General features: G+C 47.5%; 7 protein-coding genes and 1 other RNA gene. 4 read left to right on the top strand and 4 right to left on the bottom strand.

Annotation, left to right across the window (positions count from 1 at the left end):
• Positions 1-4: 4 nt before the first annotated feature.
• The 4 genes from tnpA to ssrA form a co-directional block, all read right to left on the bottom strand.
• Positions 5-304, bottom strand: a complete 300-nt coding sequence (gene tnpA, locus SGRA_RS04320) for an IS66 family insertion sequence element accessory protein TnpA (RefSeq protein WP_015691370.1) — start codon at positions 302-304, stop codon at positions 5-7.
• Between the two features lie 27 nt (positions 305-331).
• Entirely contained in the window at positions 332-463 is a 132-nt protein-coding gene (locus tag SGRA_RS22780) for a transposase (protein WP_015691369.1), read from the bottom strand.
• Positions 464-662: 199 nt separating this feature from the next.
• The gene (locus SGRA_RS04315) at positions 663-950 is read right to left on the bottom strand and encodes a hypothetical protein (protein ID WP_187288179.1); all 288 of its coding nucleotides are present in this window, start codon (positions 948-950) and stop codon (positions 663-665) included.
• Between the two features lie 323 nt (positions 951-1,273).
• Positions 1,274-1,663: a transfer-messenger RNA gene (ssrA, locus tag SGRA_RS19655) on the bottom strand.
• Positions 1,664-1,878: 215 nt separating this feature from the next.
• On the opposite strand from ssrA, the gene SGRA_RS04310 reads away from it, so the two are divergent.
• The 4 genes from SGRA_RS04310 (at position 1,879) to SGRA_RS24015 (ending at position 15,340) form a co-directional block, all read left to right on the top strand.
• Positions 1,879-3,090 carry an NAD(P)-dependent oxidoreductase gene (locus tag SGRA_RS04310; protein WP_015691367.1) on the top strand — a complete coding sequence of 404 codons (1,212 nt, stop codon included), beginning with the start codon at positions 1,879-1,881 and terminating at the stop codon, positions 3,088-3,090.
• Entirely contained in the window at positions 3,090-3,773 is a 684-nt protein-coding gene (locus SGRA_RS04305) for a methyltransferase domain-containing protein (protein WP_015691366.1), read from the top strand. Before SGRA_RS04310 ends, SGRA_RS04305 begins: the two co-directional genes overlap by 1 nt.
• A gap of 1,189 nt (positions 3,774-4,962) precedes the next feature.
• Positions 4,963-15,018: a SprB repeat-containing protein gene (locus tag SGRA_RS19915; RefSeq protein ID WP_050981160.1), complete on the top strand. Its 10,056-nt coding sequence runs from the start codon at positions 4,963-4,965 to the stop codon at positions 15,016-15,018.
• The gene (locus tag SGRA_RS24015) at positions 14,960-15,340 is read left to right on the top strand and encodes a T9SS type B sorting domain-containing protein (RefSeq protein WP_245538634.1); all 381 of its coding nucleotides are present in this window, start codon (positions 14,960-14,962) and stop codon (positions 15,338-15,340) included. The genes SGRA_RS19915 and SGRA_RS24015 overlap by 59 nt, the downstream gene beginning before the upstream one ends.
• Positions 15,341-15,433: the final 93 nt, after the last annotated feature.

Raw genomic sequence — 15,433 nt, 5'->3', positions numbered from 1 at the left:
TCGTCTATGACTCTTTCTTGTCTTTTGGGGTTAAGTGCTTTTTTGCCATTACATAGCCCTCTTCTAAAATTTCATAATTCATGCTTAAGTCTGCATACATCTTTTTTAAACGAGTATTTTGGGCCTCTAATTCCTTGATTAAACGCTCTTTATCGTCAACTTCTTGCTCTTTGGATCTTTTCCATTTATAGAAAGTGGCTGGGCTTATTTGGTGCTTTCTACACAAATCTGCCACGCTAAGGCCGCTGTCGTGCTCAGCTAAAATTGATAACTTCTGCTTTTCCGTGAATTTACTTTTTCGCATCCTTTTAGTTTTTGTTCTTTAAGATAATTATTTTCTATAACTAATGGTTGCTTTTTTGGGCAGGCTACACTTTCTACACAAATCTGCCACGCTAAGGCCGCTGTCGTGCTCAGCTAAAATTGATAACTTCTGCTTTTCCGTGAATTTACTTTTTCGCATCCTTTTAGTTTTTGTTCTTTAAGATAATTATTTTCTATAACTAATGGTTGCTTTTTTGGGCAGGCTACACTTCAACCATAAAAAGGTCTACCGCATTTGGCGAAGAGAGGAGCTGAATTTAAGACTGCGACCGAAGTCTTAAAGACACAGAAAATAAAAAAAGTGGCCAGCTATTTCTAGCTGCCACTTTCTATTTTATCTAATCAAAATCAGGAGAACAGTTTAATACCTCGGCATAAGGTTGGATGTAGTTCCAAAAAGCTGCTCCAGCACTCTCTTCGTAATTTTGAGCATATAGCCTTTGAGTATTTGAGCTTACTTCATAAAGATACTCCCTACAACCATACCCTTTCGTCTTAAAGCAAACAACTGCAAAGTAGTGCGTTTCATACTCTATCGCCACATCATAAAATGTGACTTTTGAAATAGCATCACTATCGTAACTGCTGTAGGTTCGCCCATAAGCACTAGCTTTAATCTTTTCCATATACATCCCACATAGCTCAGCTTTAGAGGGCTCCCGTCTTGGCGCCGAGTATGTTCTAGAGGTTCTATATCGCCTACTAGATGAAGTCTTAGGAACATATTGCCCAACTGGTGTCATTCCATCTTGAATCTGAGCAAATAGGTCAGGGCTCATACTCCAAAGTAATAGGAGTACAATAATCACTTTTTTTAGCATCGGTTCAAAAAGTTTGGATTTTAGGAGAGTTGCGTCTGTTGCTACGCTTGATGTTTCTGCCCCAAAGATAGCTATTCACCCACACAAAAAAAAGCCAAACCCCTAAAGGTTTGGCTTTCTCTTTTCATCTGTGGAGCTGGAGGGATTCGAACCCTCGTCCAGTCAATGCGCTAATAAGCTTTCTACATGCTTAGCAATAAATCTAAATCTTAAAGTGCGAGAAGTTTTACTGCAGACGAACGCACTTCCAGTTTTCAAAAGTTTAACCACGCCGGTGAAAACAAGCCTTTGCAGCGATCCTAAGGGGTTGTGTTTGTGCGACTAGCTGTGTATTAGGCCTCAAGCTAGTGGCGAATTGACTGTTATTAGTTTCCTTTAAAAGGGCCTAATTAGGCAGCCAAAGCATAGTTAGTGTTGCCACTTAAAATTGTTATGCACCAGTTTTAACGAGTGTGAGTACACCTGACTCGGCATGCTTACTTACCAACCGTCCAATGCTGTCGATTCCAGTCAGCCCCAGTGGTAATTGTTTCCCCCTCCTTTCGAGCGGGCGACAAATATAGAACTTTTACAAGAAAGAAAAAGTTTCCAAGCCCCCCATTTTTATTTTCTTCGGCTTTCTCTACCAAACTATTCATAAGAAGACGGACCGTCTTTTTCTTTTATGCATCCACTTAATTATCTTAAGGACCGAAAAGTTCTCTAAACCACCAAAAAATTTAAAATCTTAGCTATGAAAATCGGAATTATACGTGAAGGTAAGGTCCCACCAGATTCTAGAGTCCCCCTCAGCCCCCAACAATGTAAGGAGCTGCTCGCTAAGTTTCCCCAACTCGATATTCTGGTCCAACCTTCTCCCAATCGCTGCTTTAAGGATGAAGAATATGAAGCCGCTGGCCTCCAACTCCAAGAAGATCTTAGCGATAGAGAGCTGCTGCTCGGCGTGAAGGAGGTGCCCATCAATCAATTGATTCCCAATAAAAAGTATTGCTTTTTCTCGCATACCATCAAGGAGCAACCCTATAACCGAAAACTCCTGCAAGCAATTATCGAAAAGAATATCCAATTGCTTGATTATGAGGTTCTAACCGACGAAACAGGCAAGCGCGTGATCGCTTTTGGCCGCTTCGCCGGAATCGCCGGCGCTCATAATGGCCTGATGACTTATGGCAATCGGACCAAGGCGTATAACTTGCCCCAAATGATCAAGTTTAAGGATATGGCCGAGGCTACTGCCTATTACAAAACAGTGAATTGGCCCAATATGAAGGTGGTCCTTACGGGTGCTGGACGTGTGGCTAATGGTGCCGCTGAGGTACTCGAAAATGCTGGTTTTCAACGCCTGAGCCCCCAAGAGTTTCTAAATAATGCAAGCGAAGGCCCCGTTTTTACTCAGCTCTGCTGTGAGGATTATGTGGCCCCCAAAGCCGAAGGCGCAAACTACGACCAAAGCGAGTTTTTTGCCCATCCCGAACGCTATACCTCCATTTTTGAACCCTATACAAAGGTCGCCGACCTGATGATTAACGGCATTTATTGGGATAATCGCGCGCCCCAGTTTTTTACCGCCGAGCAGATGAAATCCAAGGACTTTAAGATCCAAGTGATCGCCGATGTGACCTGCGATATCGCCCCCGCTGCCTCGATTCCCTCTACGCTTTTTGCAAGCACGATCGCCGAGCCCGTTTTTGGCTATGATCCCCAACAGGCCAAGGCGGTGGCACCCTACGCCCCCGAAACTATCGATATGATGACTATCGATAACCTGCCCAATGAACTGCCCCGAGATGCCTCTTTGTCTTTTGGCGAGCAGTTTATCGCCTCGGTTTTGCCCGAGCTCCTCGGCCTGAAAGATACCAAAATGATCGAGCGGGCTAGCGTCACCCTAAATGGCCAATTAGGTCCTCATTTCCAGTATTTGACCAACTACCTAAACGCTGAATAATGGTTTCTGAAGTATTAAAAATTGAAACGCCCAAGGAGGACTCGCACATCAGTAGCCTGCTGCTCAAAACCTATATGGTGCACCCCCTTTGCGAACGCCTAAAACGACCCGAAGCAAAGTCGGCCCTAGAGCTGGGCTGCCGATTCCCACTGAGTTTCTTCCCTCTTTTTCATCGCTTCGATTTTACGGAATTTCATGGGGTAGACCAAGACACAAAAGAGCAGGCGATGAGCAAGTTCTTGGCCCAAAATAAACGCCTGCAAGCCGCCGACCCCCAAAATTTCTACGAAATTTATCGCTCGGTCTTCAAAAAGTTTGGCGCAGATAGCCAACCCGTTTTGCAAGACCAACAAGCCTTTGAAGCGCTTTTTGAACCCAAGCTAAATTGGGAAACCGATGTCTTCGATTATATGAAGGCCCTGCCCGCCGATAAAAAGTTCGACTTTATTTCGATGATTAACCTCCTCCACCTCTTGCCCAATGTGGACAAAATGTGGGAGCTGATCAACCTTGCCTTAGACCACCTCGCCCCCGATGGCGTCCTCTATTTTCGGGTCTTTAAGAGCAAAAATTACAACATCCGAGAGTTTTTAGACCAGGTCCAAGAACGCCTCGATAAGGGCAGCCTGCTCTTTTATCAACCCAAAGAAGGCCTGCAATATTTCAAATTACTCTATTATTAGGGCCCTAATTTAAGCCCCATTTAGCCAGTAGAATGATGTTCTGCTGGCTTTTTTTATGTCTTGAAGGGATGTTTTTGGGGCCTCCTGCCTTCGGCAGGCGCTACGTTTCGGGGCTCGCAGGTCTGCTCGGCCCTGCGGCGCTTACAGCGCCTTGGTCTGCCGCTTCGCGGCCCCCCTGCACATCGCTAGGCCAGTCGCTTCGCTCCTTTGCGGCGGCTTCGCCGCCTGCTAAACCGCCTAAGGGGCCAATTGTTACTAATAAGTTAAAGTACTGACTTAGTGAACTTATTGCTAAGGGCCAATGAGCTAACTTTTTCTTAGCTCGACCTAAGGCGCCACTAGCTCAACCTAGGGTTTGGCTAGCTCGACCTAGCTTTTTCTTAGCTCCAGCTAATACTTGGCTAGCTCGACCTAAGGTGTCACTAGCTCAACCTAGGGTTTGGCTAGCTCGACCTAGCTTTTTCTTAGCTCCAGCTAATACTTTCCTAGCTCGACCTAAGAGGCTACTAGCTCAACCTAGGGTTTTGTTAGCTCGACCTAGCTTTTTACTAGCTCCAGCTAAGCGGCTACTCTCTAAATTCAGGGGAGGGTTCAGGATGTTGTGTATTAGAATAAAATTTGGGCCTTTAGCTGCTTAGGATTTGGTCAGTAGTTGCCTAGGGGCTTGTCCCTAGGCAGCAAAAAGGCGAAACACAAAATTTTAAACAGCCTCTATTGATAAAAGGCCCAGGGACTACGTTTTATATAAAACCTTAAGCGGCCAAGGACTGAGGTTTGGCTTTAGTAGAGCAGATGAGCGGCCCAGCGCTGCGCAGCCGTGGCCGCAGGCCAGACCAAGGCGCTGCAAGCGCCGCAGGGCCGAGCAGACTTGCGAGCGGCGGAGCATAGCGGCGGCCAGCTAGGCAACGCCTAGCTGGCCGCGGGCCCCAAGTCATAGAAATAAAAGATGAAAAAAGGAGGAATAATGGACAAATCCAATGAAAAAAGGGATAAACCGCAAAAAATTGGGCAAAAAATGCCGTGGACTTAACAATATATTTATAGTTTTTACCTTAAAATAATTAACAATTGCTAAAAAAAGCTAAATAAGCCTTCGCTTAGGGAGTAGAAGTCCCTAACTTTGAAGGCCTTTTCCTGTTTAGTGGAATTTGACCAAAGGCAAGCATTACACACTGTAAATGATCGCAAAATGAAGCAGTTTTTTACTAGAATTGGGGGGCTGTTGCTCCTCTTATTTTTGATAAGCTTTAGTGGCTTATCCCCATTAAAAGCCACGCACTTTATGGGCTTTGACCTCACTTATAGTTGTGTGGGGCCCAATCAGTACCAGGTGACCTTAAAAGCCTATCGGGATTGCGATGGGGCCTCTTTGGGGTCTAGTTTTAACATCAACTACCAATCGGCTAGTTGTGGAATCAGCGGGAGCTTGAGTCTGAGTCGTTTGTCGGTAACCGACATTACGCCCCTTTGTCCCTCTGCAACTAGTGCCTGTAGTGGAGGGTCTACCTTGGGGGTAGAGGCCCATGTTTATCAAGGGACCTTGAACCTGCCCACGGCCTGTAATGATTGGGTCTTGTCTACCTCTTCTTGTTGTCGTAACAATGCGATTACGAACTTGAGTGGGCCGGGCAGCAACTCGATTTATGTAGAAACGAGCTTGGACAATACGATTAGTCCTTGTAATAGCTCGCCAGTCTTTGCTAGTGATCCTACTCCATTTAGTTGTACGGGGCAGCAGGTGACTTTTCAGCAGTTGGCTAATGATGTAGACAATGACTCTTTGGTCTACTCTTTAACAGAATGCCAAACGGCAGCTGGGGTTAATGTAACTTATGGCGGGGGCTTTAGTGGGGCTTCTCCTTTGGATGTGCCCATTAGCTTAGACCCTACAACGGGAGAAATTAGCTTTACGGCCAACAACCCTCAGATTGCGGTAATTTGTGTTTTGGTAGAAGAATACCGAAATGGCGTAAAAGTGGGCGAGATCGTTCGCGATATGCAGTTTGTGATTCAGAACTGTAGCAACCAATTGCCTACTGTATCGGGCCTAAATGGCAGCACCACAGTTTTTGATACGGTCCTTTGTGCTAATAGTCCCCTTTGTTTCGACATTATTGGTGATGATGCCAACCTAGGCGATAACATTACGATGAGCGTAACCAATGCCATTCCGGGCGCTAGCTTCACGCAGCAAATGGTCAATGGAGAACTAGTAGGAACCTTCTGTTGGACCCCCTCTGATGCCGATGTAGGTAGCCATACTTTTGCGCTTTTGATTGAGGACGATGCCTGTCCATTACCTGGCCAAAACAGTAAGGCCTATACCATTAACATCTTGCCCAACCCCAACGACCCCGTCAATGCAGGGCCAGATGTACAACTTTGTCGAGGCGATACGGCCACCTTAAATGCTAGCACCACCGCTAGCAATATCGATTACTTTGAGTGGACGCCCAACTTTACTTTGGGCACGCCCAATCAGGCCAGTACAACGGCCTTTCCAACAACAAATACAAACTATACCGTCACCTTGCACTATACCGATGGCTGTAGCTCTTCGGACCAATTGCAGGTAGATATTTTGGAGGCTCCTCAGGCGGCCATCACGCCAGCCTATGCTTCGGTTTGTTCGGGAGCTAGTTTCTTGCTCACGGGCGTATCGGATGCTGCGGGTTCTACCTTTGAGTGGTTTGATCCTAGCATGGCCTCTTTAGGGCAGGGCAATGTTTCGGGCACCACTTCTACAATTTCGGTTAATGTACCTGCTGCTGCGGGCATTTATGAATATACCTTAGCGGTAACTAATCCTTTAACAGGTTGTGTACGCACAACAACTGCTCAGTTGGAAGTGGGGACCCCTCCAGTGATTGCCAACTGTGTCAATATATATGTATCGCCTACGGGGACGGCAGCTGCTGCGGGAACGCAGGCTGATCCTACCTCTTTGGAAGAAGCTTTGAGTCGGGCCGCTTGTAATAATAGTGTTCTTAAATTAGCTATTGGTACCTATAATATGGACAACCCTCTTTTCTTGAGCAGTTTTATGACCGTAGAAGGAGGATTTGATCCGGCTAATGCTTGGGAGAAAACCTCTTTGGCAGGGGCTACAACGATTAACAGAACCACTGTAAATCCAGAAGGACCTGTGGGTTCTCAGCGTTTGGTTACCTTTTATGGAAATAGCAATACGGGTTTCCGTCTACAGGATTTGACCATCACCACAGATGATGCAAACCAACCGGGGATGTCTACTTATGGCGTTCACCTTACCTCTTGTTCTGATTACGACATTGTTCGGACGCAGATTCGGGCAGGTAATGCTGGTGATGGCGCTGATGGCGCTGATGGCGCTGATGGTGTCAATGGTGGCAATGGTGGCAATGGTGTCACTGGAGATGATGATGGTTGCGTTCGTCATGATGGAGGTGCTGCTGGTTCCTCTGCTTGTTGTCCGGGGGGACAAGGTGGAGGAAACGGTCAGGCTGACTGTGGAAGCCGCGATGGTCAAAATGGTGCTCCTGGTGGTTGCGGTGCAGCTGCTGGTGGAGCTGGAAAAAACAACCAATGTGATTTTTCTGGTTGTAGTAATGATAATGATGGCAGCTGTTCTGGAAAAGAAATGGATGGCTGTGATGGCGCCAATGGTGTGAACGGTGTAGCGGGAACCAATGGTGTAAATGGTAGTTTGGGAAGTCACACGGCTGGTTTCTTTGTTACCGGTGCATCTGGGACCAACGGTACTGCGGGTACAAATGGTACTGGCGGTGGCGGTGGTGGCGGTGGCGCTGCCGAAGAAGGTTCTTTTTGTAATAACGGTTCTGGTTCGTCTGGTGCTGGCGGCGGCGGCGGTGGCTGCGGCGGAGAAGCTGGTGTTGGTGGAACTTCTGGAGGGGCTTCTTTTGGTCTCTACCTCTATTTGAATGGAGCCAATGGTCGTTTGAGCCAGAGTAATGTTTTGGCTGGTTCTGCTGGTGCCGCTGGTTTGGGCGGTAATGGTGGTGCTGCTGGAACTGGAGGTGCTGGTGGTGTAGGTGGCGGATCTGCCTGTAGCATTGGTGGCGGCGGAGACGGCGGAGACGGCGGAAGCGGTGGTCTTGGCGGTGATGGTGGCGATGGCTTCCCTGGGGAAGCTGCGGCTATTCATCTTGCTGGCGGTACGGCTTTGTCGACCAATGTATCTAGCTTTAATTTGGCTGCCCAGCCAGTCATCTTGGCCCAAAACGTAAACTGTATCAATACTCCTATGAGCTTTGAAGCTCCTGCTACGGCAACTGGTACAGGAGTAACTAACTGGAACTTTGACCCTATTACAGGAGCCGCTACACCAGTAACAAGTACAGACAACCCTGCCAACTTGGTATATACCAACTTGGACCGTTATACTGTAGAGCATGCTGGAGATAGCTATGAAGGCTTTCATAATGTATCCTTCTTGGTTACTCGTCCAGAAATTCTAGTGGCAGGAGCAACAGCCTTGAGTGCGGATACTTTCCAGCTTTGCCAAGGCGATTTTGCGAGCTTTGAGAGCCTACAAAATGCAGATACCTATAACTGGGGCTTTAATGGGGCAATTCCCAACCCCGGTAATGTCATGTCTACCTCTTATACTCAATTTAATGTAGCTGGCTTTTATACGATTACCCTTTCTATTTTCACAGATTGTTGTGGACTCTCTACAGAAGATACCGTCTATCTATATGTAGATCCTGTACCTCAGGCTACTGGTTCTGGAGATGTAACAATTTGTAGTGGAGAAAATACGACCCTCAGCCTTACGGGCTTGACAGCTACGGACAGTGTAGTTTGGAGCCCCAGTACAGGGATTTTGAGCAGTACTGCTAATAGTATTACGGTAGCGCCAAGCAGTACCCAGAGCTATACCGCTACCATTCTATCGGTAGTGGACCATAGTGGTGTCCAAGTTTTGAGCTGTCCTCAAACGGTCGACTTCCAAGTAACCATTGATGCTAACCCCATCATCAACTTTACGAATACCGGCCCTCTCTGTAATAACAATGGACAAATTGATGCTACAGCCACTGGCGGCACCGCCTATGACTTTAGCTGGTCTACTGGACAGGTAGACAATGCCGTGAGTAGTTCAAGTCTTTTGACTATTCCAACTGGCGTTTACTATTTGACCGTTACCGAGAGTACTACAGGCTGTAGCAGCGTAGATAGCAGTTATTTATATCCTGCACCTACTGCGCCAGTAGTCTTTTTGCAATCGAGTACGCAAGCAGGTTGTTCTGCCAATGATGGTAGTGCGACGGTTGCTGGAACAGGAGGAACTGCTCCTTATAGTTTCCTTTGGTCTAATGGAGGAACAACCGCTAGCCAGAGCAACCTTGCTCCGGGCAACTACTGTGTGACCATGACTGATAATAATGGATGTACATCTTCTATTTGTTTGGACATTGTTCGTCCGGACCAACTACAAATGGCTGTCGTCTCGCAAACTGGTCCTGCTTGTGGTACCTTAGGCGCCATAGAAGTAGAAGCGTTGGGTGGAACAGCTGCTTATACCTATGATTGGTCTAATGGAGGAACTACAGCGGCTATTACTGGCCTTAACTCAGGAACCTATGGCGTGACGATTACAGATGCCAATGGTTGTACTGCAGATACGAGCTTGAACATTACGGCAAGCAATAACCCTCCTGTTTTAGCCCTCAATGAAGTAACCCCTATTGCTTGTAATGCTGATAGCGCAACTTTAGCGACAGGAACAACACAGGGAACAGCTCCTTATACTTATACTTGGACCGGAGGTTCTTCTTTCTTGTTTAGCACTTCTGCCGATACGGTATATAATGCTGCAGCAGGAACATACAACTTGATTGTAGAAGATGCTGCAGGTTGTAGAGATACAGCGAATATTGTAGTCACTGAGCCTGCTGCCTTGACGGTAACAACCACAGTGACAGATGTAAATTGCCATGCCGGAAATGATGGTAGCTTGGCTACAACTGTAGCGGGGGGCACTGGAACTTATACTTATGTATGGGATGATGCTTCTGCACAAACAACAGCTACGGCTAGCAACTTAAGCGCAGGTACTTATTGTGTAACCATTACAGATGTGAATGGTTGTAGCATTGTTGATTGTGGAACAGTGAGTGAACCTGCTCAATCCTTAGGAGCTACCTTAACAGTGACTGATGCTAGTTGTAATGGATTTGCAGATGGGGTGATTGCTGCAGGAGGAACAGGAGGTACAGCTCCTTATACTTATGTTTGGAATGATCCAGCTACACAAATTACGGCTACAGCAACTAGTTTAGTTGCAGGAAGTTATTGTGTGACGGTAACAGATAATAATGGTTGTGTCTTTACTGATTGTGGAATAGTCGCCGAGCCTACAGCAATACAAACAGTGATGGGGGGATCAGATCTCAACTGTGCTGGAGATAATAGTGGTACGGCTACAGTAACTGTAAGTAATGGTACACTTCCTTACACTTATGAGTGGGATGATGCTTCTGCTCAAACTACAGCAACGGCTACTGGCCTAGCTGCTGGCACTTATACCGTGACGGTAACAGATGGAAATGCTTGTTCTATAACAGATCAGCAAGTAGTGACAGAACCCGCTGCGCTTACGGCTACAACCTCAGCTACTGATGTGAATTGTAATGCTGGAACAGATGGTACGGCAAGCGTAGTCGTAGCAGGCGGAACAGGAACTTATACTTATGTATGGGATGATGCTTCTGGCCAAACTACAGCAACAGCAACTGCTCTTAGCGCCGCTACTTATACAGTAACCATTACAGATGCTAATAACTGTAGCATCACGGCAACGGCAACAGTCAATGAACCTACGGCGATTTCTGCTACTAGCTCTACTGTGGCTGTAAATTGTTTTGCTGGAAATGATGGTGCTGCCACGGTAACAGCAACAGGCGGAACAGGAACTTATACTTATGTATGGGATGATGCTTCTGCTCAAACTACAGCAACCGCTAGCAACCTCATCGCAGGGACATATAATGTGACGATTACAGACGGAAATAGCTGTAGTCTAGTTACTACTGCTACGGTAGCAGAACCTGCCGCAGCTTTAAATGCTACATTATCGGGAATAGATCCTGCTTGTGCAGGAACTGCTACAGGTCAAGCCTCTGCAGTGGCGACTGGTGGAACACAGCCTTATAGCTACCTTTGGTCTGATGGACAGACCACTCCTACGGCTAGCAACCTTTTGGCAGCGAACCACTGTGTGACGGTTACAGATGCTAATGGCTGTACATTTACAGATTGCATTACACTTACAGATCCTTTGGCTATTCAGCTGGCAGCAACAGTAAGTGCCGTAAGTTGTAATGGCGGAAATGATGGCGAAATCGCCTTGACGGCATCTGCAGGTACTGCACCTTTTAGCTATAACTGGAGCAATGGAGCAACTACAGCCACTAATAGCAACCTCGTAGCAGACACTTATTGTGTAACAGTAACGGATAATAATGGCTGTACAATGGATAGCTGCTTTATTATTACTGAACCTACTGTTTTGGCCACTGCAGCTATGCTCGCTACTAACCCTAGCTGTTTTGCTGGTTCTGATGGAACCCTAGAGGCCACTGTAACAGGAGGAACTCAACCCTATAGCTACCTTTGGTCAGATAACCAAACAAGCAATCCCGCTATTAACCTTACAGCGGCTGCTTATAGCGTAACAATTACAGATGCCAATGGCTGTGTAGTTACAGATAATGGCACACTGGTAGATCCTGCTCCTATTCAGATCAACTTTAGTACTGTAGATGTCACTTGTTTTGGTGGTACAGATGGAAGCGCTAGCGCTTCGGCTGTAGGTGGGGTTACCCCTTATAGCTACAACTGGTCGAATGGAGCGACAACAAGCCAAATTTCTAACTTGGCTGCCGGTAGTTATGATTTAACTTTGACTGATGCTACAGGTTGTACGAATACTGCTTCTGTAGCGGTAGGCCAACCTGTTACTGCAGTACAAGCCAACATTCTATCTATTACACAGCCTGGTTGTGCTGGAGATAGTACTGGAATGATTGACGCCGATGCTCAGGGTGGTACGCCTAACTATACCTTCTCTTGGTCTACAGGGGAAACAACAGAGGACCTCTTCAATTTGGGGGCAGGTACCTACACCCTTTTGGCTACAGATAGCCGAGGTTGTTCAGATACTGCGGTTGCTGTTTTGTTGCAGCCAGCTCCTATCGTGATGGCTGTTCAACAATACTCGAACTACAACGGCGCAGCAATTAGCTGCCCTGGTGCAGCAGATGGAGCGGCTCAGGTTACGGCTAGTGGTGGCATTGCCCCTTATACTTATGCCTGGTCTGGCGCCCAAGCTCAAAACGGTACAATTGCTAGCAACTTGGCGGCAGGGACTTATGCCGTAACGGTAACGGATGCTTCTGGCTGTACCGCTATTGATAGCATCAGCTTAGCCGATCCAGTACCTTTGGATGCGACGATCCAGCAAGTGAATGTATTCTGTGCCAATGATTGCGATGGCCAAATTATCGCTACTGCAGTATCTGGAACGGGTACCTTGGGCGTAAATGGCTATGAATACCGCATTTTGGGTCCTGGTCAAACAGGCAATGTGTTTAGCAGCAATAATAACTTTACGGGTCTCTGCGCAGGCACCTACACCGTAGAGGTCCGAGATGGAAACAACTGTGTATTGCCGATTTCGGTAACGATTACAGAGCCCACGGCCATTCAGTTGAGCCTAAGCGATACGGATGTATCTTGTGCAGGTGGAAGCGATGGAACGGCTAGTGTAAGCGCTAGCGGTGGAACGCCTCCTTATAACTACAACTGGGATAATGGTATGACGGGAGCCACAATTACGGGCCTAATGGCCGGTACTTATGAGGTGACGGTCACCGATGCCAATGGTTGTGATATGGTATCTACTACAGAAGTAGAAGAGCCCGCAGCCCTAACGGCTAGCATGAGCGCCAATGCACCTAGCTGTAACGGAAGTACAGATGGTAATGCTACGGTAAGCGTACAAGGTGGAACAATGCCTTATACTTACTTCTGGTCAGATGGCCAAGGAACGGCGACTGCAGTAGGGCTATCGGCAGGAACGCATAGCGTGACGATAACCGATGCCAATGCCTGTCAGCTAGTAGAAAGTATTGTGATTGGCGAGCCTAGCTTGTTGACTGCAACGATTAGCACCAATACAGCCGCCTGTGCTGGAGCGAATAGCGGTAGCGCTACGGCAGTTCCCACAGGAGGAACCGCCCCTTATACTTACCTTTGGTCGGATGGACAAACTACAGCCACCGCAATGAACCTAGCGCCAGGCGCTTACTCTGTGGTAGTAGTGGATAGCCAAGGTTGTTCTGTTATAGAACAAGTCTTGCTACAAAATCCAGATCCTGTAGTATTGAGCTTTGTATCGAGCAGTAACCCTAGCTGTAATGGCGATCAAGATGGAACGGCAACAGTAGTGGCTAGCGGAGGGACTGCCCCTTATACTTATCTCTGGCCCAATGGGGAGACCACAGCAACTGCAACAAGCCTAGGCGCTGGCATAAATACAGTAACGGCAACAGATGCCAATGGCTGTAGCACGACCTTGGATGTCAATATGGTAGAACCTGCGGCCCTAGTCGTCGATACGATTCGGATGACGGCGGTGAACTGTAAAGGGGGAGCCGATGGAACGGCCACGGTCTTCTTGAGTGGCGGAACCCTACCATACAGCTTTGCTTGGTCCAACGGAATGACTGGCCAAAGTATTAGCGGTTTGGCCGCAGGTACTTATGTGGTCAGCGTAACGGATGCGAATGGTTGTGTGACCAACAGCCAGATTATAGTGAGTGAACCCGCTAGTGAGCTAGTGGCGACCCTAAATACTGCGGATGCGCTTTGCTTTGGTGGGGCCTCTGGTCAAATTACGGCTATTGTGAGTGGTGGAACGCCAAACAGCAATGGAGACTATACTTATGCTTGGTCGAATGGAGCGAGTACGGATGTAAATTCGAACTTGACAGTAGGCAGCTATAGCGTGACGATTACAGATGCTAACGGCTGTTCTCTGGTCCGTTCGGCAACGGTAAATGAAAGCTCAGGAATCAGTAGCCAAATAGTGAATGTAACAGATGCAAGCTGTACAGGCAGCGCAGATGGAAGCGCTCAGGTGATGGCTTCTGGTGGAACAGGAACTCTAAGCTATCAGTGGTCAGATCCTTTGGGTCAGACGACGAATGTAGCCACTGGCCTTTCTGCAGGCACTTATTATGTGAGTGTAACAGACCTTAATGGCTGTACGCAGGTAGATACGGCAGTAGTAGACGAGGCCTTGGCCTTGAGCATTACGGTAGCGATTGATGATGTAGATTGCTATGGGGCTTCTACGGGCTCGATTAGCATTACGAACTCGAATGAGCCTTTGCAGGCGAGTTACTGGAGCAATGGAGTTGTAGGCACAAGCATTACGGCTGTACCCGCTGGCCAATATGGCGTGGTGGTCCAATCGATTAGTGGTTGTGTGGATAGCTTTAGCTACCAAGTGGGTCAGCCTGCTGAATTGGAGTTGAGCTTGAATCAAGTTCGCGCGGTAGATTGCTACAACAACAGTACAGGAGCTTTGGGCTCTACGGTAGCTGGTGGAACTTCGCCTTATAGTTATCTATGGTCCAATGGGGCGCTAACGCCTAGTTTGGATAGCATAGCGGCAGGCAACTATACGCTTAATGTGGAAGATGCCAACGGATGTAAGGTAGATACAAGCATTAGCTTGGCGAATCCGACGGAAGTAGGTATTGGCAACCTCAATATTACAGGCGTGGCCTGTGTGGGCGATGCGAACGGAAGCATTCAGTTGGATGGAACGGGCGGATCGACTTTGTTGGGAGGCTATACTTATAGTCTAGATAGCTTGACGTTCCAGGGCGGTAACCTCTTTGTGGGCTTGGAAGCGGGGATTTATCCTTTGTATGTCCAAGATAACAATGGTTGTCTCTTTGATACTTTGGTGACGGTAGAAGCGGCAGATCCCTTCTTTATCACGAGCTTTGGTCCGGCCTTAGATTCGGGCGAGGTGGAGTATGTGCTAGAGTATGGCGATACCTTGACGCTTTTTGCGGACTTGAATGATACGACTGCAGCTAGTTGGTGGTGGACCGAGATTAACTCTGGAGCATTGCTGGATAGTAGTCTAATGATGGATATTACGCCTTATGAGTCGGGCATTTTATCAGTTTACGGCCATGAATGCTTCTGGCTGTATGCAGGATAGCTCGATTGTGGTGAAGATGGAGAAGCCTAGAAATGCCGCTGCACCTACGGCCTTTACGCCGAATAATGACGGAAATAATGACCGCTTCTTTATTCAGGGCGATGAGAAGGTGGAGCAGGTGTTGGTGTTTAGAGTGTATGACCGCTGGGGGGAGTTGGTGTATGAAGGTGTAGACCTTGATCCTAATGATCCTCAACAGGGTTGGGATGGTAGCTTTAAGGGCAAGCCAATGAATTCTGGGGTTTATGCTTGGTATGCTGAGGTGCTCTATATTGATGGAGAGACGGCAGTGATTAAGGGCGCAGTGAATTTGCTTCGTTAGTGCTGAGTTGATGATGTAGTGAAGGGCTGTCGGGTTTTCCCGACAGCCCTTTTTTTATGGGGGATGCGCCCCGGAGGGGGGCATCGTAATGCT

It is taken from the genome of Saprospira grandis str. Lewin, from assembly GCF_000250635.1.
Taxonomy (GTDB): Bacteria; Bacteroidota; Bacteroidia; order Chitinophagales; family Saprospiraceae; genus Saprospira; species Saprospira grandis.
The sequence above is the reverse complement of the archived record's forward strand: the minus strand, read 5'-3'. Positions and strand labels throughout refer to the sequence as shown.